This is a genomic window from Streptomyces sp. C36, from assembly GCF_040932295.1.
Classification (GTDB): Bacteria; Actinomycetota; Actinomycetes; order Streptomycetales; family Streptomycetaceae; genus Streptomyces; species Streptomyces triculaminicus.
Window position 1 is genome coordinate 838,462 of the sequence record NZ_JBFQGI010000002.1, and the last position, 21,851, is coordinate 860,312.

Genomic DNA, 21,851 nt, shown 5'->3' on the forward strand with positions numbered 1-21,851 from the left:
TACGGGCTCTCGGCGTAGCAGTGCCTACGACTTCAATGTCCGTACCGGAGCCCTTTCCCACATGACGAGCAGCACCGAGACCACCGCCACCACCCCGCAGGTTGCGGTCAACGACATCGGTAACGAGGAAGCCTTCCTCGCCGCGATCGACGAGACGATCAAGTACTTCAACGACGGCGACATCGTCGACGGCGTCATCGTGAAGGTCGACCGGGACGAGGTCCTGCTCGACATCGGTTACAAGACCGAGGGTGTCATCCCCTCGCGCGAGCTCTCGATCAAGCACGACGTCGACCCGAACGAGGTCGTCAAGGTCGGCGACGAGATCGAGGCCCTGGTTCTCCAGAAGGAGGACAAGGAAGGCCGCCTGATCCTCTCGAAGAAGCGCGCCCAGTACGAGCGCGCCTGGGGCACCATCGAGAAGATCAAGGAAGAGGACGGCATCGTCACCGGTACCGTCATCGAGGTCGTCAAGGGTGGTCTCATCCTCGACATCGGCCTCCGTGGCTTCCTGCCGGCCTCCCTGGTCGAGATGCGTCGCGTCCGCGACCTCCAGCCCTACGTGGGCAAGGAGCTCGAGGCCAAGATCATCGAGCTGGACAAGAACCGCAACAACGTGGTCCTGTCCCGCCGCGCCTGGCTGGAGCAGACCCAGAGCGAGGTCCGCCAGACCTTCCTCACCACCCTCCAGAAGGGTCAGGTGCGCTCCGGCGTCGTCTCCTCCATCGTCAACTTCGGTGCCTTCGTGGACCTGGGCGGCGTCGACGGTCTCGTCCACGTCTCCGAGCTGTCCTGGAAGCACATCGACCACCCGTCCGAGGTTGTCGAGGTCGGCCAGGAGGTCACCGTCGAGGTTCTCGACGTGGACATGGACCGCGAGCGCGTCTCCCTGTCGCTCAAGGCCACCCAGGAAGACCCGTGGCAGCAGTTCGCCCGGACCCACCAGATCGGTCAGGTCGTCCCGGGTAAGGTCACCAAGCTCGTTCCCTTCGGTGCGTTCGTGCGCGTCGACGAGGGCATCGAGGGCCTGGTCCACATCTCCGAGCTGGCCGAGCGCCACGTGGAGATCCCGGAGCAGGTCGTCCAGGTCAACGACGAGATCTTCGTCAAGGTCATCGACATCGACCTCGAGCGTCGTCGCATCAGCCTCTCGCTGAAGCAGGCCAACGAGTCCTTCGGTGCCGACCCGTCCGTGGTCGAGTTCGACCCGACCCTGTACGGCATGGCCGCGTCCTACGACGACCAGGGCAACTACATCTACCCCGAGGGCTTCGACCCCGAGGCCAACGACTGGCTGCCGGGTTACGAGAAGCAGCGCGAGGAGTGGGAGCGCCAGTACGCCGAGGCGCAGCAGCGCTTCGAGCAGCACCAGGCGCAGGTCATCAAGTCCCGCGAGGCGGACGCCGAGGCTGCGGCCGAGGGTGCCCAGGCCGCCCCGCAGGCCGGCGGTGGCCAGGTTTCCGGCGGTTCGTACTCCTCGGAGTCGGCCGACACCTCCGGCGCCCTGGCGTCGGACGAGGCTCTCGCCGCCCTGCGCGAGAAGCTCGCCGGCGGCCAGAGCTGAGGCTCTGACCGGCAGCAGCTGACAGCTGACTGATGTAAGGCCCGCTCTCCTTGGAGGGCGGGCCTTACTCATGCCCCGAAACCGGCCGACCCCGGGAATGGCCGGGGCCTCCAAGAGCGTTCCCCCGTACGGAACATGAGGAGGAACGGTCACTGTGTTGGATCCGCAGGATTTGTACGAATGGGAGCCCAAGGGGCTCGCCGTCGCCGACCTGGCCCTGGCCCAGGACACCGCCGGCCTGGTCATGCTCTACCACTTCGACGGCTACATCGACGCCGGCGAGACGGGCGACCTGATCGTCAAACGGCTGCTCGACGGCCTGCCGCACCAGGTCGTCGCCCGCTTCGACCACGACAGGCTCATCGACTACCGCGCGCGTCGCCCCCTGCTGACGTTCCAGCGCGACCACTGGGCCGCCTACGAGACCCCGGCCATCGAGCTGCGCCTGGTGCAGGACGCCACGGGCGCCCCCTTCCTCCTCCTCAGCGGCCCCGAGCCGGACGTGGAGTGGGAGCGGTTCGCCGCCGCCGTGCGCCAGCTGATCGAGCGGCTCGGCGTGCGCCTGTCCGTGAACTTCCACGGCATCCCCATGGGCGTGCCCCACACCCGCCCGGTCGGCATCACCCCGCACGGCAACCGCACCGACCTCATGCCCGGTCACCGCGGCCCCTTCGACGAGGCCCAGGTGCCCGGCAGCGCCGAGTCCCTCATCGAGTACCGCCTGGCCGAGTCCGGCCACGACGTCCTCGGCGTCGCCGCCCACGTCCCGCACTACGTCGCCCGCTCCCCCTACCCCGACGCCGCCCTCACCGCCCTCGAGGCGATCACCGCGGCCACCGGCCTCGTGCTGCCCAACGCCGCCCACTCCCTGCGCAACGCCGCGCTGCGCACGCAGGAGGAGATCGAGCGCCAGATCGCCGAGGGCGAGGAGGAGCTCGTCTCGCTCGTACGGGGCCTCGAGCACCAGTACGACGCCGTGGCCGGCGCCGAGACCCGCGGCAACCTGGTCGCCGAGCCCGTCGACCTGCCCTCCGCCGACGAACTGGCCGCGGAGTTCGAGCGGTTCCTCGCCGACAGGGAGGGCGACGGCGGGCGCTGACCGGGCGCCCGATAGCGTGGGCCCATGCTGAAGGTGGGCCTCACGGGCGGAATCGGCGCGGGCAAGAGCGAGGTGTCACGGCTCCTGTCCTCGCACGGAGCGGTGATCGTCGACTCCGACAGGATCGCGCGGGAAGTGGTCGAGCCGGGCACCCCCGGACTCGCGGCGGTCGTCGCCGAGTTCGGGCCCGGCGTCCTCACCCCCGAGGGCACCCTCGACCGGCCGAAGCTCGGCGCGATCGTCTTCGCCGACCCGGACCGGCTCGCCGCCCTCAACGCCATCGTCCACCCGCTCGTCCGCGCCCGCTCCGCCGAGCTCGAGGCAGCGGCGGGCACGGCCGCCGTGGTCGTCCACGACGTCCCCCTCCTCGCCGAGAACGGGCTCGCCCCCCTCTACGACCTCGTCGTGGTCGTCGACGCCTCGACCGACACCCGCCTCGACCGCCTCGTACGGCTGCGCGGCATGGCCCCCGAGGAGGCCCGGGCCCGGATGGCCGCGCAGGCCTCACGCGAGGAGCGGCTCGCCGTCGCCGACGTCGTCATCGACAACGACGGCCCCCTCGAGACGCTGGAACCCCGGGTCACGGCGGTGTGGGAGGACCTGCGCCGGCGGGCCGACCAGGACTGACGGCGGCTGGACCGTTCGCCCTATCGGGTGAGGCCCGCGGCGGCCCGCGGGGAGTGCCGGACGGCCCGTACGCGGCCTCGTACCGGCCTTTCCGGCCCCGCCGAGACGCGTGAGCGCCGGCCGGCGTGCTTCGCGGCGCGCGCGGACGCCCGGCGCGGATGAGTAGCGTTGCGCCCTCGACAGCGTCAGTGGAGCCGTCGTGAGGGGAGCACTCATGGCCATGCCCGAACTGCTCGGCGTGAGCCCGCTCGCGCCACCGCCCGTCCGCAGGTACCGGACCCGCGTCGGCGGCTTCTGCGTCGTCCTGGCGGGGCTGGCCCTCATGGAGGTCTCGGTCACGCACGCGGTGAAGGCCGCCGGCTATGTGGCCGACAAGGGCACCGTGACGGTCGCCCACTGCCGGATCCACCCGGCGCGGGGCCGCCGGAACGAGGAGAGCGTCTGCGACGGCGTCTACCGCCCCGCCGGCGGCGGCGCCGCGCGCGACGACGCCGAAATCGACGGGTGGTACGTGCCCGGGGAGCAGGTGACCGTCTACCGCGAGGCCTCCGAGTACTTCCTCCTGAGCATGCGGGCCTTCTGGGGCTGGATGATCCTCTTCTTCCTCGGCATGCTCGGCGCCGCGCACGGCATGGTGACCATCGTCGTCGGCTTCCGCCGCACGACCATCGCCCAGTTCACCGCCGCCCGCGAGATGGTCGGGTGCTCCCTGATGGCGGAGCCCGTGAAGTGGCTGCGACGGGTGGGAGGCGTGGGCGCGCTGCTGTGCCTCCTGCTGGCGCTGGTATCGCCGTAGGACGCACGGGGCGTCCACGGGAAAGGGGGAGGAATCCGATGCGACTTCAGGTGGACACCGGCCGGCTGGAGCAGTTCTCCCGGCAGGTCGGCAGAGGGGCCGAGGACGCGGGGGAACTTCTCGCCTACGCCCGCGGGTTCACGCGTATCTCCGTCGAGCGGGCCGGGCTGATGGCCGACGTGGCCGGACACCATCGCGCCGTACGTGCCGACGTCCTGAGCGCCCTCGAACGGCTCGCCGGCGTTCTGCGGCACTCCTCGGACGAGCTGGGCGCCTCGGCGTCCTACTACCGGCACACCGACCGGGACGTGGCGGCCGACTTCGACGCGGCCCGCCCGCGGGTGAGGCGACCGGGCCGGCCGTGACGTTCACCGATGTCGCGGACCCCACGACGCATCTCGTCCCCCCGGCGAAGCCGGAGGAGTTCACCGATCCCATGAAGCCGATCAACGCCGTGGCCGACGTGCTCAGCCCCGGATCGTGGTTGCTGAAACTGGCCGAGCTGATGCTGCCCAGAGACCCGGTGGAATGGGCGCAGCAGATCTTCGCCGGTGACTGGACGGCCTACGCCGAATGCTCCCAGGCCTGGCGGAACCTCGGCCTGGCCTGCGACGCCCTGGCCCGCAACCTCGAGTCGGGCAACGACGCCATCGACGCTGCCTGGCACGGCAACGCCGCCGACGCGGCCTTCCTCTACTTCGACGCCCTGCGCAGGAACCTCGAGGAGTTCCGCGACTCCCTGAACGCGATGGGCGGCGAGTACCTGGCCATCGCGCAGTCGGTCTCCCTCACCGCCGAGGCCGTCGGCCAGTGCATCGGCGCGATCGTCGACGCCGCGGTCACCGCCGCCATCGCGGCCGCCGCCTCCACGGCCGCCGGGTGGACCGGCTGGGCCGCCGCGATGGGGTACGCGCTGGGGGCGGCGGAGGCCAAGGTCATCCTCAGGGAGTGGGGGCGGATGACCCACCTCGTCAACGCCGCCCAGGTGAGCGTGAGCGCCGGCTACGCGTCCATCGAGCGCCTCGGCGGTCAGATCACGGCCGGGCTCAACGCCTTTCCCCTGCCCCGCGCGAGCTACGACCATCCGGCAGTCTGAGCCAGGAGCGACCCATGGGTGAACGAGAAGTCGGCCACGAGGAGTTCCTCGCCCCGGGCCGCGACGAGACGCAGGCCCGCGTCGTCCACCGGGCGCTGCGGCACCTGGCCGACGGCAGCGCGGGCGAGGTCCTGCGGGAGATGGCCCGCGAGGTCCTCTCCGGCCGTCTCGGCCTCGACGAGGCCGTACGGGTCGGCGCGTACGCCGAGGCGCTGGGCGAGCGGACCCGGCCGCTGCGGGAGGCGTGGGAGCGCGGCGCGCCGCGCGGCCCGCAGGACCCGGAGGCGACGCCGCCGGGCGGCCGGTAGCGGGCGTCGGGCATCGGCGTGCGCCCCCCGAGGGCGGCGCACGCTAGCGGCGCGGCTTTCCTTCGTGGACCGGTTCGTAGGGCGGGACGTCGCGGCCCGGCTGGTAGTGCGGGCCCTGCCGGATATGGCGGATGATCACCGTCAGGTCGACGACGGTCACCAGGAGTAGCAGCCCGCAGGCGACCGCCCATCCCACCCGGCCCGCCAGGGCGAACGCCGCCGTGCCGGCCGCGGCGCACACCAGGCCGAAGACGGCCAGGCCGCAGCGCAGCCGCAGCGGACTGCGGGCGGTGCTCGGTTCGTTGCCCGTACGCATGGCGCACCATCTCCCACCCCCAGGATCCACCCGCGCGGGCGGATCCGGGCGTCAGAGCAGGCGCTGGATCTCGCCGCGCACGCGGTAGAAGCCGGACGCCGTGGGGGACAGGGCCTCGACGACGTAGCGGGCGCCGGCCTGGCGTATGTGGCGGGGGAACTGGACGTTCCAGGTGGGTTCGTAGCCGTCGGAGACGACGTGGACGCGGAGCCGGCCGCCCTGCCGCACGCACTCGACCACGATGCCGGAGGCGGGCGGGGCGGAGACCGTGGCGACCGTGGTGGCGGGGGCGTAGGTGGGCAGCGCGGCGGCCGACTTGATGTCCAGCGGCACCGGGACCGTGCCGCCCTGCGCGGCCGCGATGGCACCCTCCGAGGCGTCGACGCAGACCAGGGAGCCGTCCGTGGTGACCATGTAGAGCTTCTCGTCGAGGTACTGCATGGACAGCGCCGAGCCGCCGCCCGTGCCGAGCTTCCACAGCCGCGTGCCGTCCGCCGCGAAGCAGTACACGGACGAGGAGGAGTCGCCGGCGAAGACGTAGCGGCCGTCGGGGGCGGTGGCGCAGGAGTAGACCGCCGCGTCGCAGCGGTACGTGGCCTCCACGGCGCCGTCGGCCTTGGCCAGCCGCTGGACGACGTTGCGGTGGGTGCCCGCGTACACCGCGTGCGCCTCCTGCCAGCCGAAGAGCACCGAGCCGGTGGTCCGCGTGTGCCACAGCTCGCCGCCGCCGTCCTGGGCGTACGCGGTGACGCCGGCGCTGTGGCCGTGGTAGACCGCGCGCTCGTCGCGGCGCACCATCCAGGCCGCCTGCCCGGAGCTCTTGCGCGACCACTGGTACTCGTCCTCGTGGTCGATGACGGTGAGCCCGCCGTCGCGGTCGGCGACGTTGAGGACCCCCTCGTGGATGTCGAGCCAGAAGATGTCGACGTCGGAGGCGATCTCGTAGGCGGCGAAGGGCACCTTGGCGGACAGGTCGTACACCGTGCCGTCGTCACAGCCCGCGTAGATCCAGAAGTCGTCCGCCACCAGGCACTTGACGCCGTCCGGCAGGCGGTAGCGGGCGAGGACCTCGCCGTCGTGGCCCAGGGTGTAGACGTCGCCGGCCTGGTTGCCCACCCAGCAGCGGTCCTCGCCGATGTGGATGCCGAACGCGGCGGAACCGGTGCGGAAGCGCCACAGGACCGGGGCGACCGCGCGGGCCGTGGAGGGGGCGGAGGCGACCTGGCGGCGCGTCACCGGCCGGGCCGCCCGGCCGCCGGGCACCGCGGGGGCGTAGCCCTTGCGCACCTTCTCGCCGACCTTCCTCGCCGCCGCGGCGCGCGCCTTCTCGACGGTGGGGAAGACCGAGCTCTGCGCCTGCCCGGCCGCGCCGATGCGTCCGTAGCGCACGGCCACCGTCGTGCCGTCGACCGTCACCTCGTAGAACTTGTGCGCCCCGCCGCCGTCCTGGGACAGCTCCAGGTACGTCGTGTTCCCCGCCATGGCAAAGCCCCTCTCCCACCGGCCGCGGCGACCGGTCTCGACTGACGGGAACGCTAGGGGCAGCCACTGACAATCGGTCACGAGCCGGGGGACGAGCGGGCGGAGGAGGGCGCTCCGGCGGCCGGGCCGGAGCGCCTGACGTGCAGGTCAGCGGCGGTTCACAGCGTGTCGGCCAGGGCGGCCTCCGCGTCGGAGGTGGTCGGCAGCCCGTCGAGGAACGAGGGGTCGTCCCCGTCGTCGCCCAGGGCCTCGGCGATGACGTGCGGGGCGTTGGTGATGATGCCGTCGACGCCCATCCGGGCCAGGGCGACCGCCTCGTCGGCGTCGTCGACGGTCCACGCCGAGACCTCCAGCGGCCGCCCGTGCGGGCCCTTGAGGGCGTGGACGGAACGCAGCCAGGAGGGGGTCACGCTCTTGTACGAGGGGTTGATCTGGTCGGCGAAGGCGGCGTAGGAGCGCAGCTCGGAGACCTTGGGGGCGCCCAGGAAGCCCTTCTTGAGGTCGGGGCGGAGGGTGTGCAGCGTCCTCAGGGACGAGGCGTTGAAGCTCTGGACGACCAGCCTGCCTCTGACGTGCGCCGCGTCGAGCCAGCCGGTGCGGCGCAGTTCGGCGACCATCTGCCGCTCGATGCCCGGGTAGAGCTCCGGAGCCTTCACCTCCAGCAGCAGCTTCTGCCGGTTGTGGTCGACCCGGCGCAGATAGCGGTCGAGGGTCGGCACCCGCTCGCCCTTGAAGCGGCGGTCGTACCAGCTGCCGGCGTCCAGCGTGCTGATCTCGGCGAGGGTGAAGTCGGAGACCTTCCACGGCGCGCGCCCGGGGTAGAGCCGCTTCACGTCGGTGGTCCGCTCCAGCGTGGTGTCGTGCATGACGATCAGGGCGCCGTCCTTGGTGCGCTGGACGTCGTTCTCCACCCAGACGGTACCCAGCCGGGCGGCCCTGTCGATGGACGCCAGGGTGTTCTCCGGCGCCTGGACCGGCACCCCGCGGTGGCCGATGACGACGGGCTCGGCGTGGCGCGTGGTGGCGGCCGCCGGGGCGGCGGCGAGGCCGGCCATGGACAGGGAGGCGAGCGTCGTCAGGGAAAGGGAGAGAAGTGCGCTGGTCACGGTGGAGACGGGGCGGATGCGCATGGCGGCTCCTCGTGGCGTCCGGACCGGGTGCGCGGCTCGCGCCCGGCCAGCGTGTACGGAAAGTCGTACCTGGTGCACGGAAAGTCGTACCTACGTGCACGGAAAGTCGTACACGAAACACCTACGCGATCGCGACGGGCAGGGCGCCCGGACGAAGGACCCTTTGCCGAGTCTTCGCCGCGCGTTCGCCCGCGACGGGCCCGGAAAACGGGGGCCGAACGGGCGGGGCGAGGCCATTGTCAGTGGTGGGCCGTACGGTGGTCTCATGCGGCCCGTATCGAAGATCGAACGCAAGGTGGCGCCTTTCGAGGTCGTCAGCTCCTACCAGCCCAGCGGTGACCAGCCGACGGCCATCGCCGATCTGGAGCGGCGCATCCGGGCGGGCGAGAAGGACGTCGTCCTGCTGGGTGCGACGGGTACCGGCAAATCGGCGACCACGGCGTGGATGATCGAGAAGCTGCAGCGGCCGACGCTCGTCATGGCGCCGAACAAGACCCTCGCGGCCCAGCTCGCCAACGAGTTCCGCGAGCTGCTGCCCAACAACGCCGTCGAGTACTTCGTCTCGTACTACGACTACTACCAGCCCGAGGCGTACGTCCCCCAGTCGGACACGTACATCGAGAAGGACTCCTCCATCAACGAGGAGGTCGAGCGGCTGCGCCACTCCGCCACCAACTCGCTGCTCACCCGGCGGGACGTGGTCGTGGTGGCGTCCGTCTCCTGCATCTACGGCCTGGGTACGCCCCAGGAGTACGTCGACCGCATGGTGCCGCTGAAGGTCGGCCAGGAGACCGACCGGGACGAACTGCTGCGCCGCTTCGTGGAGATCCAGTACACGCGCAACGACCTGGCGTTCACCCGCGGCACGTTCCGGGTGCGCGGCGACACCATCGAGATCTTCCCGGTGTACGAGGAGCTGGCCGTCCGGATCGAGATGTTCGGCGACGAGATCGAGGCGCTCTCCACGCTCCACCCGCTCACCGGCGAGGTCATCTCCGAGGACCAGGAGCTGTACGTCTTCCCCGCCAGCCACTACATCGCCGGCGCGGAGCGGATGGAGAAGGCCATCGCGGGCATCGAGGCCGAGCTGGAGGAGACGCTCGCCCGCATGGAGAAGCAGGGCAAGCTCCTCGAGGCCCAGCGGCTGCGCATGCGCACCACCTACGACATCGAGATGATGCGCCAGGTCGGCTCCTGCTCGGGCATCGAGAACTACTCGCTGCACATGGACGACCGCGAGCCCGGCTCCCCGCCGAACACCCTGCTCGACTACTTCCCCGAGGACTTCCTCCTCGTCATCGACGAGTCGCACGTCACGGTCCCGCAGATCGGCGCGATGTACGAGGGCGACGCCTCCCGCAAGCGCACGCTGGTCGAGCACGGCTTCCGGCTTCCCTCGGCCATGGACAACCGCCCGCTGAAGTGGGAGGAGTTCACCGAGCGCATCGGACAGACCGTCTACCTCTCCGCGACGCCCGGGAAGTACGAGCTCTCGCGCGGCAAGGGCTTCGTGGAGCAGATCATCCGCCCCACCGGCCTCGTCGACCCGGAGGTCGTCGTCAAGCCGACCGAGGGCCAGATCGACGACCTGGTGCACGAGATCCGCACGCGCACCGAGCGGGACGAGCGCGTCCTGGTGACGACGCTGACCAAGAAGATGGCCGAGGACCTCACCGACTACTTCCTCGAGCTGGGCATCCAGGTGCGCTACCTGCACAGCGACGTCGACACCCTGCGCCGCGTGGAGCTGCTGCGCGAGCTGCGGGCCGGCGAGTTCGACGTGCTGGTGGGCATCAACCTGCTGCGCGAGGGCCTCGACCTGCCCGAGGTGTCGCTGGTGGCCATCCTCGACGCCGACAAGGAGGGCTTCCTGCGCTCCGGAACGTCCCTGATCCAGACCATCGGGCGCGCGGCGCGCAACGTCTCCGGCCAGGTGCACATGTACGCCGACAAGATCACCCCGGCGATGGAGAAGGCCATCGAGGAGACCAACCGCCGCCGCGAGAAGCAGATCGCCTACAACACGGAGCGGGGCATCGACCCCCAGCCGCTGCGCAAGAAGATCGGCGACATCGTCGCCACGCTCGCCCGCGAGGAGCTCGACACCCAGGAGCTCCTGGGCACGGGCTACCGCAAGGGCGACAAGGACAAGGGCAAGGCCCCGGTGCCGGCCAAGGGCAAGGCGCGCGGCAAGGCCAAGGCGGCCGCCGTGCCCACGGACCGCCCCGCGGCGGAACTGTCCCAGCTCATCGAGGACATGACCGACCGGATGCGGGCGGCCGCGGCGGAGCTGCAGTTCGAGGTCGCGGCCCGGCTGCGCGACGAGGTGGGCGAGCTGAAGAAGGAGCTGCGGCAGATGCGCGAGGCCGGCCTGGCCTGACGGTCCGTGACGCGCCGGGTGCACCGGGTGGGGTGGCGCGCCGGAGGCGGGGCGGGAGCGTACGGAACCCGTGGCGGGGCATGTTGCAAGACCGCCACAAAGCCCCCCTCGGGTGCGTACACCGCGCCCGCCTGTGCATAGGGTCGTTCAAGAAGACCGCGCGAACGGCGCGGTCACGGGGATGAACGAACGAGAGGGACGCGCGTGACGGTCAATTTGTCCAAGGGCCAGGGCATCAGCCTGCAGAAGGCCGATGGGGGCACCCTGACCGCGGTGCGGATGGGGCTGGGCTGGCAGGCGGCCCCTCGCCGCGGACTGTTCGGATCGCGTACGCGGGAGATCGACCTGGACGCGTCCGCGGTGCTCTTCGCCGACAAGCAGCCGGTCGACGTGGCCTTCTTCCAGCAGCTGGTCAGCAAGGACGGCTCGGTGCGCCACACGGGCGACAACCTGGTCGGCGGCGCGGGCCAGGGCGGCGACGACGAGGCGATCCTCGTCGACCTGCAGCGCGTCCCCGTGCACGTCAACAACATCGTCTTCACGGTGAACTCCTTCACCGGCCAGACCTTCGCCGAGGTCCAGAACGCCTTCTGCCGCCTGGTCGACGAGACCACCGGCCAGGAGCTCGCGCGCTACACCCTCGACGGCGGCGGCCAGTACACCGCGCAGATCATGGCGAAGGTGCACCGCGTGGGCAACGGCTGGCAGATGACGGCCATCGGCACCCCGGCCAACGGCCGGACCTTCCAGGACCTGCTGGCGGAGATCCAGACCGTCCTGTAACCGTCCGGGCCGCCATGGGCGGCCCGACGAGCGGCGACAGGGCCCGGCGGAGCATCCGCCGGGCCCTCGGCACACAGCGAGCACGACACAACGAGGGGAAGCGGCGATGACGGCCGAGCTGGTGCGGGGGCAGAACCACCCGCTGTCCGGGACACGACTGGAGGTCCGGGTCTCGGCGGGCCAACCGGTGATGGCGGGGGTGACGCTCGGCGACGCGGACGGCAGGGTTCCGGGCGATGAATGGGTCGCTCACCCCGCGTCGCCGAAGCTGCCGGGCCTGGAGGTTTCCCGGCAGGCCGCCGCCGAGCACCGGCTGGCGGTCGACCTCGACGCCCTCCCGGAGACCGCGCACCGGGTCAACGTGCTGCTCGCCCTGCCCTCCGGCACCTCCGGTCCGGACCGCTTCGGGGCGCTGGCCGCCCCCTTCCTCGCCGTCACCGGCACCGACGGTACGGAGATGGCCAACTACACCGTCACCGGACTGGACGCCGAGTCGGCGGTCGTCGCCCTGGAGCTCTACCGCAGGCAGGGCGCCTGGAAGGTACGGGCGGTCGGCCAGGGATACGCGGGCGGCCTGACCGCCATGCTGCACGACCAGGGACTGCCTCGGGCCGCCGAGACGGCGGCCCGCATCGAGGAGGCGATCGCCCAGGGCGTGGCCCGCGCGGTCGCCGCGCCGCCCGCGCAGGTCGGCGGCGGTGCCGCGGACGGCCGGACGGCGGCCGGCGCGGCCGGCCACGACCCGGCGGTGCCGGCCGCCCCGGCGGCGGGCGGTGGCGCGGCGGGCGGTGGCGGTCCGGCCGGAAGCGGGGGTTCCGTCCCGGAGCCGGGCACGGCCTCCGTCGGCCCCGTCAGCTACCGCCATCCCGGACGCCGGACCTCGGCGCCGCCGGAGCCGGCGCCCGCCGCCCCGGCCGCGGAGCCGGGACAGCCGTACCAGCCGGTCGCGGGCGACGCCACGGGCTGGACCATGAACGAGCGGCTCTACAACCAGGTCTGGGGCATGTTCGAGGACCTGGCCCGCGCGACCGCCGCCTACCGCAGCGCGGTCGACTTCGCGGAGTCGCGCCTGGAGCAGGAGCTGGACCGGGTGCTGTCCGACCCGAGCACCCGGGTCGGCCCGGCCGCCGACGCCGCCCGTCAGGAGGCGCGGGCCCGCCAGGCGGAGCTGGTCGAGCAGGCGCGCGCCGCGCTCGACCGGGACCTCGACCGGCTCGTCGTGGAGGCCGAGGTCGTCGAGCACGCGCTGCCGCCCGCCTTCGCGCGCTGGGACAACCCGGTGTGGCAGGCCTACCAGGTCCCGCTGGAGACGCCGATGGCGCTGCGGCTGGGGGACCTGCACCTGCCCGAGCGCAGGGACCTGCGCATCCCCATGCTGGTGCGGCTGCCGCTGGAGCGCGGGCTGTGGATCGACAGCGGCCGTTCCGCGGGCGGCGCGGACGCGAGCCTGGTGGACGCCGCCGAACGGCGCCGGCTGGCCCTGGACTGCGCGGTCTCCCACGCCGCGCGGCTGCTGGCCGTCCACCCGGTCGGCGACTACTCGGTGCACGTCATCGACCCGGCGGGCGCGGCCGGCACGGCGCTGGCCCCGCTGCTGGAGCACGGGGCGCTGAAGGAGCCGCCCTTGGCGGGGGCCCGGGCCGTGTCGGAGGTGCTGGGACGGTTGACGCAGCGCGTCGATCTGGTGCAGATGGCGGTCCGCAGCGGGGCCGTGGACTCCCTGCCGCCGGACCTCGACACCGCCGAGCAGCTGCTGATCGTCAACGACTTCCCGCACGGCTTCGACGACCGCTCCGTGACCCAGCTGCGCTACCTCGCGGACGAGGGGCCGTCGGTGGGCGTGCACCTGATGATGGTCGCCGACCGCGACGACGCCCGGGCGTACGGGCCGGTGCTGGACCCGCTGTGGCGCTCGCTGCTGCGCGTCACGCCGGTGCCCGACGACCACCTCGCCGACCCGTGGGTGGGGCACTCCTGGACGTACGAGCCGTCGCTGGCCCCGTCCGGCAGCGATGTGCTGCGGCAGGTGCTCCGGCGCGTCGGGCAGGCCCGAAAGGCGTATGGCATCTGACGGAGCAAACCGGCTCTGAGCTGGGGTTTTGGCTTCCTCTTTACTGTTCCTTGGTGTTTCCTGTACTGTTTTGGGAACTGCCGTACGCCCGTACGACGTACCGGAGGAACAGTGGACGTCTCCCTGACCCTGTGGACGCTGACCATCCTTGGTCTGTGCGCCCTCATCGCCGCCGACTTCTTCATCGGAGGCCGTAAGCCGCACGAGGTCTCCGTGAAGGAGGCGGGCGTGTGGACGGCGGTCTGGGTGGCCCTGGCCGGGCTCTTCGGGCTGGGACTCTGGATATTCGGCGGCGGTGCTCCGGCCGGCGAGTTCTTCGCCGGCTTCATCACGGAGAAGTCGCTGAGCGTCGACAACCTCTTCGTCTTCGTCCTGATCATGGCGAAGTTCGCCGTCCCGCCGGTCTACCAGCAGCGGGTGCTCATGGTGGGCGTCCTGATCGCCCTGGTCCTGCGCGCCGTGTTCATCGGCGCCGGCGCCGCGATCATCGCCAACTTCGCCTGGGTCTTCTACCTCTTCGGCGCCTTCCTGATCTGGACCGCGTGGAAGCTCATCCAGGAGGCGCGGGCGGACGAGGACGAGGAGGAGTTCGAGGAGAACCGCTTCCTGAAGCTGGTCGAGCGGCGCTTCCCGTCCACCGACCGCTACCACGGCACGAAGCTGTTCATCACCGAGAACGGCAAGCGGCTGGTGACCCCGATGCTGATCGTCATGCTGGCGATCGGCACCACCGATGTGCTCTTCGCGATGGACTCCATACCCGCGATCTTCGGCCTCACCCAGGACCCGTACATCGTCTTCACCGCCAACGCCTTCGCCCTCATGGGCCTGCGCCAGCTGTACTTCCTGATCGGCGGCCTGCTGAAGAAGCTGGTCCACCTCTCCTACGGCCTGTCGGTCATCCTCGGCTTCATCGGCGTCAAGCTCGTCCTGCACGCCCTGCACGAGAACGGCGTCGCCGTCCCCGAGATCAGCATCCCGGTCTCGCTCGGCGTCATCTGCGCGGTGCTGGCCGTCACGACCGTCACCAGCCTGCGGGCCTCGGCCCGGCAGGCGCGGGAGGAGGCCGCCGAGGCCGCCGTGGCGGCACCGGCGGCCGGGGAGGACAAGGACGACCGGGCGAGCGCCCGCGTCTGACCCTCCCCTCCGGCGGACGCCCGCTCAGGCGGGGGCGGGACCGGTGGCGGCGGCGGGGGGTGCGGCGGGCGTGGGACGGGTCTCGGGCAGCAGCAGGAAGCAGGCCATGCTGAGCAGGGCGACGCCGGACAGATAGGCCGCGACGCCCCAGGGCGTCCCGTCGCCCCGGGCGGCGGTGGTGGCCACCAGGGGGGTGACGGCACCGCCCAGGATGCCCGCCAGGTTGTAGCCGACGGCCGAGCCCGTGCAGCGCACCCTGGCCTCGAACAGCTCGGGCAGGTAGGCGCCGATGGCGCCGAAGGCGGTGCCGAAGGCCAGCATGGCGACGACGAAGCCCAGCAGCATCAGGGCGGGGCGGCCGGACTGCAGGAGGCCGACCAGCGGGAACATCCACAGCGTGACGGCGGCGCAGCCGGCCAGGCACAGCGGGCGGCGGCCGTAGCGGTCGGAGAGGAGGGCGACCAGCGGGGTGGCCGCGCCGTTGACGGCGACCGCCGCCATGGCGCAGCCGAGCATGACGGTCCGGTCGACGCCGAGCCGTTCGGTGCCGTAGGCCAGCGACCAGGTGGTGACCGCGTAGAACACGGCGTAGCCGAACGACAGCGCCCCGGCGGTGAGCAGGAGCAGCCGCCAGTGGTCGCGGACGACCTCGGCCAGGGGGAGCGTGGCGAGGGCGTCACCGTCGGACAGTTCGCGGAAGTCGGGGGTCTCGGTGAGCCCGCTGCGCAGCAGCAGGCCCAGTGCGGCCAGGACGCCGGCCGCCCAGAACGGTACGCGCCAGCCCCAGGACAGGAACTGCGCCTCCGTCAGGGTGGCCGAGAGGCTGAGGGTGATGCCGTTGGCGAGCAGGAAGCCGAGGGCGGGGCCGATCTGGGGGAAGCTCGCCCACAGCGCGCGGCGGTGGGCGGGGGCGTGCTCGGTGGTGAGCAGGACGGCGCCACCCCATTCGCCGCCGACGCCCAGCCCCTGCAGGAAGCGCAGGAGGAGGAGCAGCACGGGCGCGGCGACGCCGATGTCGCGATAGGTGGGCACGAAGCCGACCGCGACGGTGGCGAGGCCGGTCAGCAGCAGGGAGGAGATGAGCACCGGGCGGCGGCCGAGGCGGTCGCCGATGTGGCCGAAGAGCATCGAGCCCAGCGGGCGGGCGATGAATCCGACGCCGAAGGTGCCGAAGGCGGCGAGGGTGCCGACGAGGGGGGAGGTGCCGGGGAAGAACAGCCGGCCCAGGACGAGCGCGGCCGCGGTGCCGTAGGCGAAGAAGTCGTAGAACTCGATGGCGGTGCCGGCCATGGAGGCGGCCGCCAGGCGGAACATGGCCGGGGAGCGGTCACGATTCATGTACGGCCCAACTTCCGCCGGGAGGCCGGGGAAACGGGGGCGTTGGGCCGGAAGCGGGAGCGTGAAGGAGGCATCGGCGGGGGCGCGACGGAATCGCGCCGTCCGCCTGTCGTGCGGACGACGCGCTACCGGGGGCTCCCGCCCCGCGTCACCAGCCGCGCTCGCGCCACTCCGCGAGGTGGGGGCGCTCGGCACCGAGCGTGGTGTCGTTGCCGTGGCCGGGGTAGACCCAGGTCTCGTCGGTGAGTTCGCCGAAGATCTTGGTCTCGACGTCGTGGAGGAGGCTGGCGAAGGCCTTGGGGTCGTCGTGGGTGTTGCCCACGCCGCCGGGGAAGAGGCAGTCGCCGGTGAAGACGTGCGCGTGGCCGTGCGGGTCGTCGTAGACCAGGGCGATGCTGCCCGGGGTGTGGCCCACGAGGTGGCGGGCCGTCAGCTCCACGCGGCCGACGCGGATGACGTCGCCGTCCTCGACGAGCACGTCGGTGGGTACGGGAATGCCCTCGGCGTCGAGCCGGCCGGCGTAGGTGCGGGCGCCGGTGGCGTCGACCACCTCGCGCAGCGCGCTCCAGTGGTCGGCGTGCTGATGGGTCGTGACCACCGAGGCGATGCCGCTGTCGCCGATCAGCGAGAGCAGGGTGTGCGGCTCCGCGGCGGCGTCGATCAGCAACTGCTCGTCGGTCGCGCGGCAGCGCAGCAGATAGGCGTTGTTGTTCATCGGTCCGACCGCGACCTTGGAGATCATCAGATCGGCCAACTCGTGTACGTCCGCAGGTCCGCCGACCTCTACCGCTCCGCTGTACGTCATGGTGATCACCCTATAGCGCGGGCAGAACGGGCAGGGGAGCGCCACCCGTTTCCAGCCCCGTGCCGTCGCGCCGTCCGGCCAGCCAGCCCAGCAGCGCGGGCGCCGGGCCGGTGACGGTCAGCGGGTCGCCGTCCGCGCGGCCGGTACGCCATCGCCGGCCGTCGGTGGCGGCCACCACGATCGCCGGCACGGCGGGGTTGCCCAGGAAGCGGTTGGCGAGGAACTCGATCTCGCCGGCGGTGAACGCGTCCGGCAGGTCCTCCAGCTCGTAGCCGATGCCGAGGTCGACGTGGTGCAGCTCGACCTCCATGAGGCGCCGGAAGGGGATGCGGGCGGCCTTCTCGGTGACGCCGTTGCGCATGAAGACGGTGCGGCTCCAGTCGGCGGGCGCGGTGGCCGTCCGCACGAAGCCCTCGGTGCTCTCGCGCAGGTCGGCGATCTGGGCGTCGAGGGGGCGGGGCGTGTCCCGCTCGATGTCGGCGTCGCGCTCCTCGGAGCCGGCGTACATGGGGCGCCCCTCCAGCACGTTCACCAGGGCGTCGGCGTTGCGGGAGAGGTGGGCGAGGACGTGACCGCGGGTCCAGCCGGGGAGCCGTGACGGCCCGGCGAGCGCGGCTTCGTCCAGTCCGGCGAGCGCGGAGAGCAGCCGGTCGGTCGCCTCACGTACAGCGTTCAGGTCGTGCACATGATCACTCATGCGGCCGACGATAACTCCGCCACTCCTTCGAGTGAAGGAGTCGCCTCTCCGCCGTAAATCGAATATGCGTGCTATAGGCTCGTGGGTGGCATCGCTTACGACATCCGGGTGGTCCGTGGTTGTCAGACGCCCCCCGTACTCTGGATCGAGGGGCCGCGGCCCACCCCCGCACCGCTCTCCAGAGCCGACTCTCACGAAAGGTGCCGACCCGCGTGGCTGACCGTCTCATCGTCCGTGGCGCTCGCGAGCACAATCTCAAGAACGTCTCGCTCGACCTCCCGCGTGACTCCCTCATCGTCTTCACCGGGCTCTCGGGGTCGGGCAAGTCGTCGCTCGCGTTCGACACGATCTTCGCCGAGGGGCAGCGCCGCTACGTTGAGTCGCTCTCCTCCTACGCACGGCAGTTCCTCGGGCAGATGGACAAGCCCGATGTGGACTTCATCGAGGGCCTGTCCCCGGCCGTCTCCATCGACCAGAAGTCGACCTCGCGCAACCCGCGCTCCACGGTCGGCACCATCACCGAGGTCTACGACTACCTCCGCCTGCTCTTCGCCCGGATCGGCAAGCCGCACTGCCCCGAGTGCGCGCGGCCCATCTCCCGCCAGTCGCCGCAGGCCATCGTGGACCGGGTGCTGGAGCTGCCCGAGGGCAGCCGCTTCCAGGTGCTCTCCCCGCTGGTGCGCGAGCGCAAGGGCGAGTTCGTCGATCTCTTCGCCGACCTCCAGACCAAGGGCTACAGCCGCGCCCGGGTCGACGGCGAGACCATCCAGCTCACCGACCCGCCGAAGCTGAAGAAGCAGGAGAAGCACACCATCGAGGTGGTCGTCGACCGCCTCACCGTCAAGGAGAGCGCCAAGCGCCGGCTGACCGACTCCGTCGAGACGGCGCTGGGCCTGTCCGGCGGCATGGTGATCCTCGACTTCGTCGACCTCCCCGAGGACGACCCCGAGCGTGAGCGGATGTTCTCCGAGCACCTCTACTGCCCGTACGACGACCTGTCCTTCGAGGAGCTCGAGCCGCGCTCGTTCTCCTTCAACTCCCCCTTCGGCGCCTGTCCCGACTGCACCGGCATCGGCACGCGCATGGAGGTGGACCCCGAGCTGATCGTCCCGGACGAGGACAAGTCCCTCGACGAGGGCGCGATCAGCCCCTGGTCGCACGGCCACACCAAGGACTACTTCAGCCGCCTGGTCGGGGCGCTCGCCGACGCGCTGGGCTTCCGTACGGACATCCCCTGGGCCGGGCTGCCCCAGCGGGCCAAGAAGGCCCTGCTCAACGGCCACAAGACGCAGATCGAGGTGCGCTACCGCAACCGCTACGGACGCGAGCGCGCGTACACCACCGCCTTCGAGGGCGCGGTGCCGTTCGTCAAGCGGCGCCACTCCGAGGCAGAGAGCGACTCCAGCCGCGAGCGCTTCGAGGGCTACATGCGCGAGGTGCACTGCCCGACCTGTGAGGGCACGCGCCTGAAGCCGATCGTCCTCGCGGTCACCGTGCAGGGCCGCTCCATCGCGGAGGTCTCCGCGATGTCGATCAGCGACTGCGCCGACTTCCTGCGCGACATGAAGCTCACCGGCCGCGAGAAGAAGATCGCCGAGCGGGTGCTGAAGGAGGTCAACGAACGGCTGCGGTTCCTGGTCGACGTCGGCCTGGACTACCTCTCGCTCAACCGCGCGGCCGGCACGCTCTCCGGCGGCGAGGCCCAGCGCATCCGCCTGGCCACGCAGATCGGTTCCGGCCTGGTGGGCGTGCTGTACGTCCTCGACGAGCCCTCCATCGGCCTGCACCAGCGCGACAACCACCGTCTCATCGAGACCCTCGTCCGCCTGCGCGACATGGGCAACACCCTCATCGTCGTCGAGCACGACGAGGACACCATCAAGGTCGCCGACTGGGTCGTCGACATCGGCCCCGGCGCCGGCGAGCACGGCGGCAAGGTCGTCCACAGCGGTCCCCTCAAGGAGCTGCTGAGCAGCGAGGCCTCGATGACCGGGCAGTACCTGTCCGGCAAGCGGTCCATCGCCACGCCGGACGTGCGCCGCCCCGTGGACCCCACGCGCCGGCTGACCGTGCGCGGGGCCCGGGAGAACAACCTGCGCGACATCGACGTCTCCTTCCCGCTCGGGGTGCTCACCGCCGTCACGGGCGTCTCGGGTTCGGGCAAGTCGACGCTGGTCAACGACATCCTCTACACCCACCTCGCGCGGGAGCTCAACGCCGCGCGGGCGGTGCCCGGCCGGCACACGCGCGTGGACGGCGACGAGCTGGTCGACAAGGTCGTGCACGTCGACCAGTCGCCCATCGGCCGTACGCCGCGCTCCAACCCGGCCACGTACACCGGCGTCTTCGACCACGTCCGCAAGCTCTTCGCCGAGACGATGGAGGCGAAGGTCCGGGGTTACCTGCCCGGCCGCTTCTCCTTCAACGTCAAGGGCGGCCGCTGCGAGAACTGCTCCGGCGACGGCACCATCAAGATCGAGATGAACTTCCTGCCGGACGTGTACGTGCCGTGCGAGGTCTGCCACGGCGCGCGCTACAACCGGGAGACCCTGGAGGTCCACTACAAGGGCAAGTCCATCGCCGAGGTGCTGGACATGCCGATCGAGGAGGCGCTCGCCTTCTTCGAGGCCGTGCCGACGATCGCGCGCCACCTGCGCACGCTCCACGAGGTGGGCCTGGGCTACGTCCGGCTCGGCCAGTCCGCGCCGACCCTCTCCGGAGGTGAGGCGCAGCGGGTGAAGCTCGCGAGCGAGCTGCAGAAGCGGTCCACCGGGCGCACGGTCTACGTCCTCGACGAGCCGACGACCGGCCTGCACTTCGAGGACATCAGCAAGCTGATCACCGTGCTGTCGGGGCTGGTCGACAAGGGCAACACCGTGATCGTCATCGAGCACAACCTCGATGTGATCAAGACCGCCGACTGGGTCGTCGACATGGGCCCCGAGGGCGGCTCGGGCGGTGGCCTCGTGGTCGCCGAGGGCACGCCGGAGGAGGTCGCGTCGGTCCCGGCCAGCCACACCGGCAAGTTCCTGCGGGACATCCTGGGCGAGCGCGTCAGCGACGCGCCGTCCGTGCCGGCGACGCGGAAGGCGGCCAAGAAGGCGCCGGCGAAGAAGGCCGCGGCCAAGAAGACCGCCGCCAAGAAGACGACGGCGGCGCGGGCGCCCCGGGCGTAGCGGGAACTCCCGGGTCCAGGGCGCCGCCCCGGACCCGGCATCCCGGCCCGGCTCGGACCCCGGCCCGTCCGGCTACGACGGCGCGAGCTCCGCCGCGTACGGCGGTTCCGCGCCGGTCCGGGCGCAGGTCAGGGCCGCCGCGCGGGCGGCGAAGGACAGGATGGCGGCCCAGGCCGCCGCGTCCAGGGCGGCGAGCCCGGCGGGGGAGAGCGCGCCCGCCGCCGCCAGGCGGTGCAGCAGCGCCGCGTTCACGGTGTCGCCCGCGCCGATGGTGTCCCTCACCTCGACCCGCTCGGCCGGGACGGCGTACGTACGGCCGTCGCGGGTGTGGACGGACATCCCCTCGCCGCCCCGGGTGACCACGACCGCTTCCGGGCCCCGGGCCGCCCAGTCGGCGGGGGAGCCGCCCAGCCACTCGGCGTCCTCGGCGGACAGCTTCAGCAGGCGCACGTCCGGCAGCCAGGAGCGGAAGCGCTCGCGGTAGGCGGTGGCGTCCGGGATGACCCCGGGCCGGACGTTGGGGTCGAGCAGGGTGAAGACCCCGCGCCGGGCCTCCCGCCGCAGCAGCGCCTCGTAGGCGCTCGCGCCGGGCTCCAGGGCCAGCGAGCACGTCCCCAGGCACAGGGCGGGCGTCTCGTCCGGCAGCGGGCCGGGCAGCGCGAAGAGACGGTCCGCCGTGCCGCCCGCGTAGAAGCCGTAGCCCGCCGAGCCGTCCGCTCCGACGGCCGCCACCGCGAGCGTCGTCGGCTCCGGGCCGCGCTGGACGAGCGAGAGGTCCACACCCGCGGCCCGCAGCCCGTCCAGCAGCGCCTCCCCGAAGCCGTCCGTGGACACGCGGGAACAGAAGGCGGCCGGCGTGCCCAGCCGCCCCAGCGCCACGGCGGTGTTGTACGGGCCCCCGCCGCGCCGGGGCAGCAGCGCCGGCAGGCCGTCGTCGCCTCCGGGGCCGCCGGGGACGAGATCGATCAGCGCTTCACCGGCTACGACGATCACTGGGGGAGTCCTCTCGGGTCGGCGGAGCGAATGCTCCCGGTATTGTCACCACG

At 71.8% G+C, this 21,851-nt stretch carries 19 protein-coding genes; 12 read left to right on the forward strand and 7 right to left on the reverse strand.

What is annotated here, in order from left to right:
• Positions 1-61 precede the first annotated feature (61 nt).
• From rpsA to AB4K12_RS09440, 7 genes are all read left to right on the forward strand, one after another.
• Positions 62-1,564 carry a 30S ribosomal protein S1 gene (gene rpsA, locus AB4K12_RS09410; protein WP_362257326.1) on the forward strand — a complete coding sequence of 501 codons (1,503 nt, stop codon included), beginning with the start codon at positions 62-64 and terminating at the stop codon, positions 1,562-1,564.
• Between the two features lie 154 nt (positions 1,565-1,718).
• Positions 1,719-2,663 carry a PAC2 family protein gene (locus AB4K12_RS09415; RefSeq protein WP_368433730.1) on the forward strand — a complete coding sequence of 315 codons (945 nt, stop codon included), beginning with the start codon at positions 1,719-1,721 and terminating at the stop codon, positions 2,661-2,663.
• 24 nt (positions 2,664-2,687) lie between these two features.
• The gene (coaE, locus tag AB4K12_RS09420) at positions 2,688-3,290 is read left to right on the forward strand and encodes a dephospho-CoA kinase (protein WP_368433731.1); all 603 of its coding nucleotides are present in this window, start codon (positions 2,688-2,690) and stop codon (positions 3,288-3,290) included.
• Positions 3,291-3,489: 199 nt separating this feature from the next.
• Positions 3,490-4,086 (forward strand): hypothetical protein, encoded by a 597-nt coding sequence (locus AB4K12_RS09425; protein WP_368433732.1) that lies wholly within the window; start codon positions 3,490-3,492, stop codon positions 4,084-4,086.
• Between the two features lie 38 nt (positions 4,087-4,124).
• A complete protein-coding gene (locus AB4K12_RS09430; RefSeq protein ID WP_368433733.1) occupies positions 4,125-4,451 on the forward strand; it encodes a type VII secretion target in 327 nt (108 codons plus the stop codon).
• Entirely contained in the window at positions 4,448-5,182 is a 735-nt protein-coding gene (locus tag AB4K12_RS09435) for a WXG100 family type VII secretion target (protein ID WP_368433734.1), read from the forward strand. Before AB4K12_RS09430 ends, AB4K12_RS09435 begins: the two co-directional genes overlap by 4 nt.
• Before the next feature lie 14 nt (positions 5,183-5,196).
• Positions 5,197-5,490, forward strand: coding sequence for a hypothetical protein (locus AB4K12_RS09440; RefSeq protein ID WP_207247137.1), 294 nt, complete (start codon positions 5,197-5,199; stop codon positions 5,488-5,490).
• Between the two features lie 43 nt (positions 5,491-5,533).
• On the opposite strand, the gene AB4K12_RS09445 is transcribed toward AB4K12_RS09440, so the two are convergent.
• The 3 genes from AB4K12_RS09445 to AB4K12_RS09455 form a co-directional block, all read right to left on the reverse strand.
• The gene (locus AB4K12_RS09445; protein WP_362257311.1) at positions 5,534-5,806 is read right to left on the reverse strand and encodes a DUF6343 family protein; all 273 of its coding nucleotides are present in this window, start codon (positions 5,804-5,806) and stop codon (positions 5,534-5,536) included.
• A gap of 51 nt (positions 5,807-5,857) precedes the next feature.
• Positions 5,858-7,288, reverse strand: coding sequence for a WGR domain-containing protein (locus AB4K12_RS09450; protein WP_368433735.1), 1,431 nt, complete (start codon positions 7,286-7,288; stop codon positions 5,858-5,860).
• 158 nt (positions 7,289-7,446) lie between these two features.
• Positions 7,447-8,418 carry a glycerophosphodiester phosphodiesterase gene (locus AB4K12_RS09455; protein ID WP_368433736.1) on the reverse strand — a complete coding sequence of 324 codons (972 nt, stop codon included), beginning with the start codon at positions 8,416-8,418 and terminating at the stop codon, positions 7,447-7,449.
• A 265-nt stretch (positions 8,419-8,683) separates the two neighbouring features.
• Here AB4K12_RS09455 and uvrB point away from each other — a divergent pair, with 265 nt between their 5' ends.
• From uvrB to AB4K12_RS09475, 4 genes are all read left to right on the forward strand, one after another.
• Positions 8,684-10,798, forward strand: coding sequence for an excinuclease ABC subunit UvrB (uvrB, locus tag AB4K12_RS09460; RefSeq protein WP_368433737.1), 2,115 nt, complete (start codon positions 8,684-8,686; stop codon positions 10,796-10,798).
• Positions 10,799-11,002: 204 nt separating this feature from the next.
• Positions 11,003-11,581 carry a TerD family protein gene (locus tag AB4K12_RS09465; protein WP_086573324.1) on the forward strand — a complete coding sequence of 193 codons (579 nt, stop codon included), beginning with the start codon at positions 11,003-11,005 and terminating at the stop codon, positions 11,579-11,581.
• A gap of 106 nt (positions 11,582-11,687) precedes the next feature.
• Positions 11,688-13,652 carry a TerD family protein gene (locus AB4K12_RS09470; RefSeq protein ID WP_368433738.1) on the forward strand — a complete coding sequence of 655 codons (1,965 nt, stop codon included), beginning with the start codon at positions 11,688-11,690 and terminating at the stop codon, positions 13,650-13,652.
• Positions 13,653-13,763: 111 nt separating this feature from the next.
• Positions 13,764-14,789, forward strand: coding sequence for a TerC family protein (locus tag AB4K12_RS09475; protein ID WP_368433739.1), 1,026 nt, complete (start codon positions 13,764-13,766; stop codon positions 14,787-14,789).
• Between the two features lie 24 nt (positions 14,790-14,813).
• Here the strand turns inward: AB4K12_RS09475 and AB4K12_RS09480 are convergent, their stop codons facing one another.
• The 3 genes from AB4K12_RS09480 to AB4K12_RS09490 all read right to left on the reverse strand — a co-directional run bounded on the left by AB4K12_RS09480 (position 14,814) and on the right by AB4K12_RS09490 (position 17,629).
• Positions 14,814-16,103 (reverse strand): MFS transporter, encoded by a 1,290-nt coding sequence (locus tag AB4K12_RS09480; RefSeq protein ID WP_368433856.1) that lies wholly within the window; start codon positions 16,101-16,103, stop codon positions 14,814-14,816.
• Between the two features lie 172 nt (positions 16,104-16,275).
• Complete coding sequence (locus AB4K12_RS09485; protein ID WP_368433740.1) at positions 16,276-16,932, reverse strand: MBL fold metallo-hydrolase; 657 nt, start codon at positions 16,930-16,932, stop codon at positions 16,276-16,278.
• Between the two features lie 10 nt (positions 16,933-16,942).
• Positions 16,943-17,629, reverse strand: a complete 687-nt coding sequence (locus tag AB4K12_RS09490; RefSeq protein ID WP_368433741.1) for a maleylpyruvate isomerase family mycothiol-dependent enzyme — start codon at positions 17,627-17,629, stop codon at positions 16,943-16,945.
• Positions 17,630-17,841: 212 nt separating this feature from the next.
• On the opposite strand from AB4K12_RS09490, the gene uvrA reads away from it, so the two are divergent.
• Complete coding sequence (gene uvrA / locus AB4K12_RS09495; protein WP_086569355.1) at positions 17,842-20,805, forward strand: excinuclease ABC subunit UvrA; 2,964 nt, start codon at positions 17,842-17,844, stop codon at positions 20,803-20,805.
• A gap of 72 nt (positions 20,806-20,877) precedes the next feature.
• Here uvrA and AB4K12_RS09500 read toward each other — a convergent pair whose 3' ends face one another.
• Positions 20,878-21,798 (reverse strand): carbohydrate kinase, encoded by a 921-nt coding sequence (locus AB4K12_RS09500; protein WP_368433742.1) that lies wholly within the window; start codon positions 21,796-21,798, stop codon positions 20,878-20,880.
• Positions 21,799-21,851: the final 53 nt, after the last annotated feature.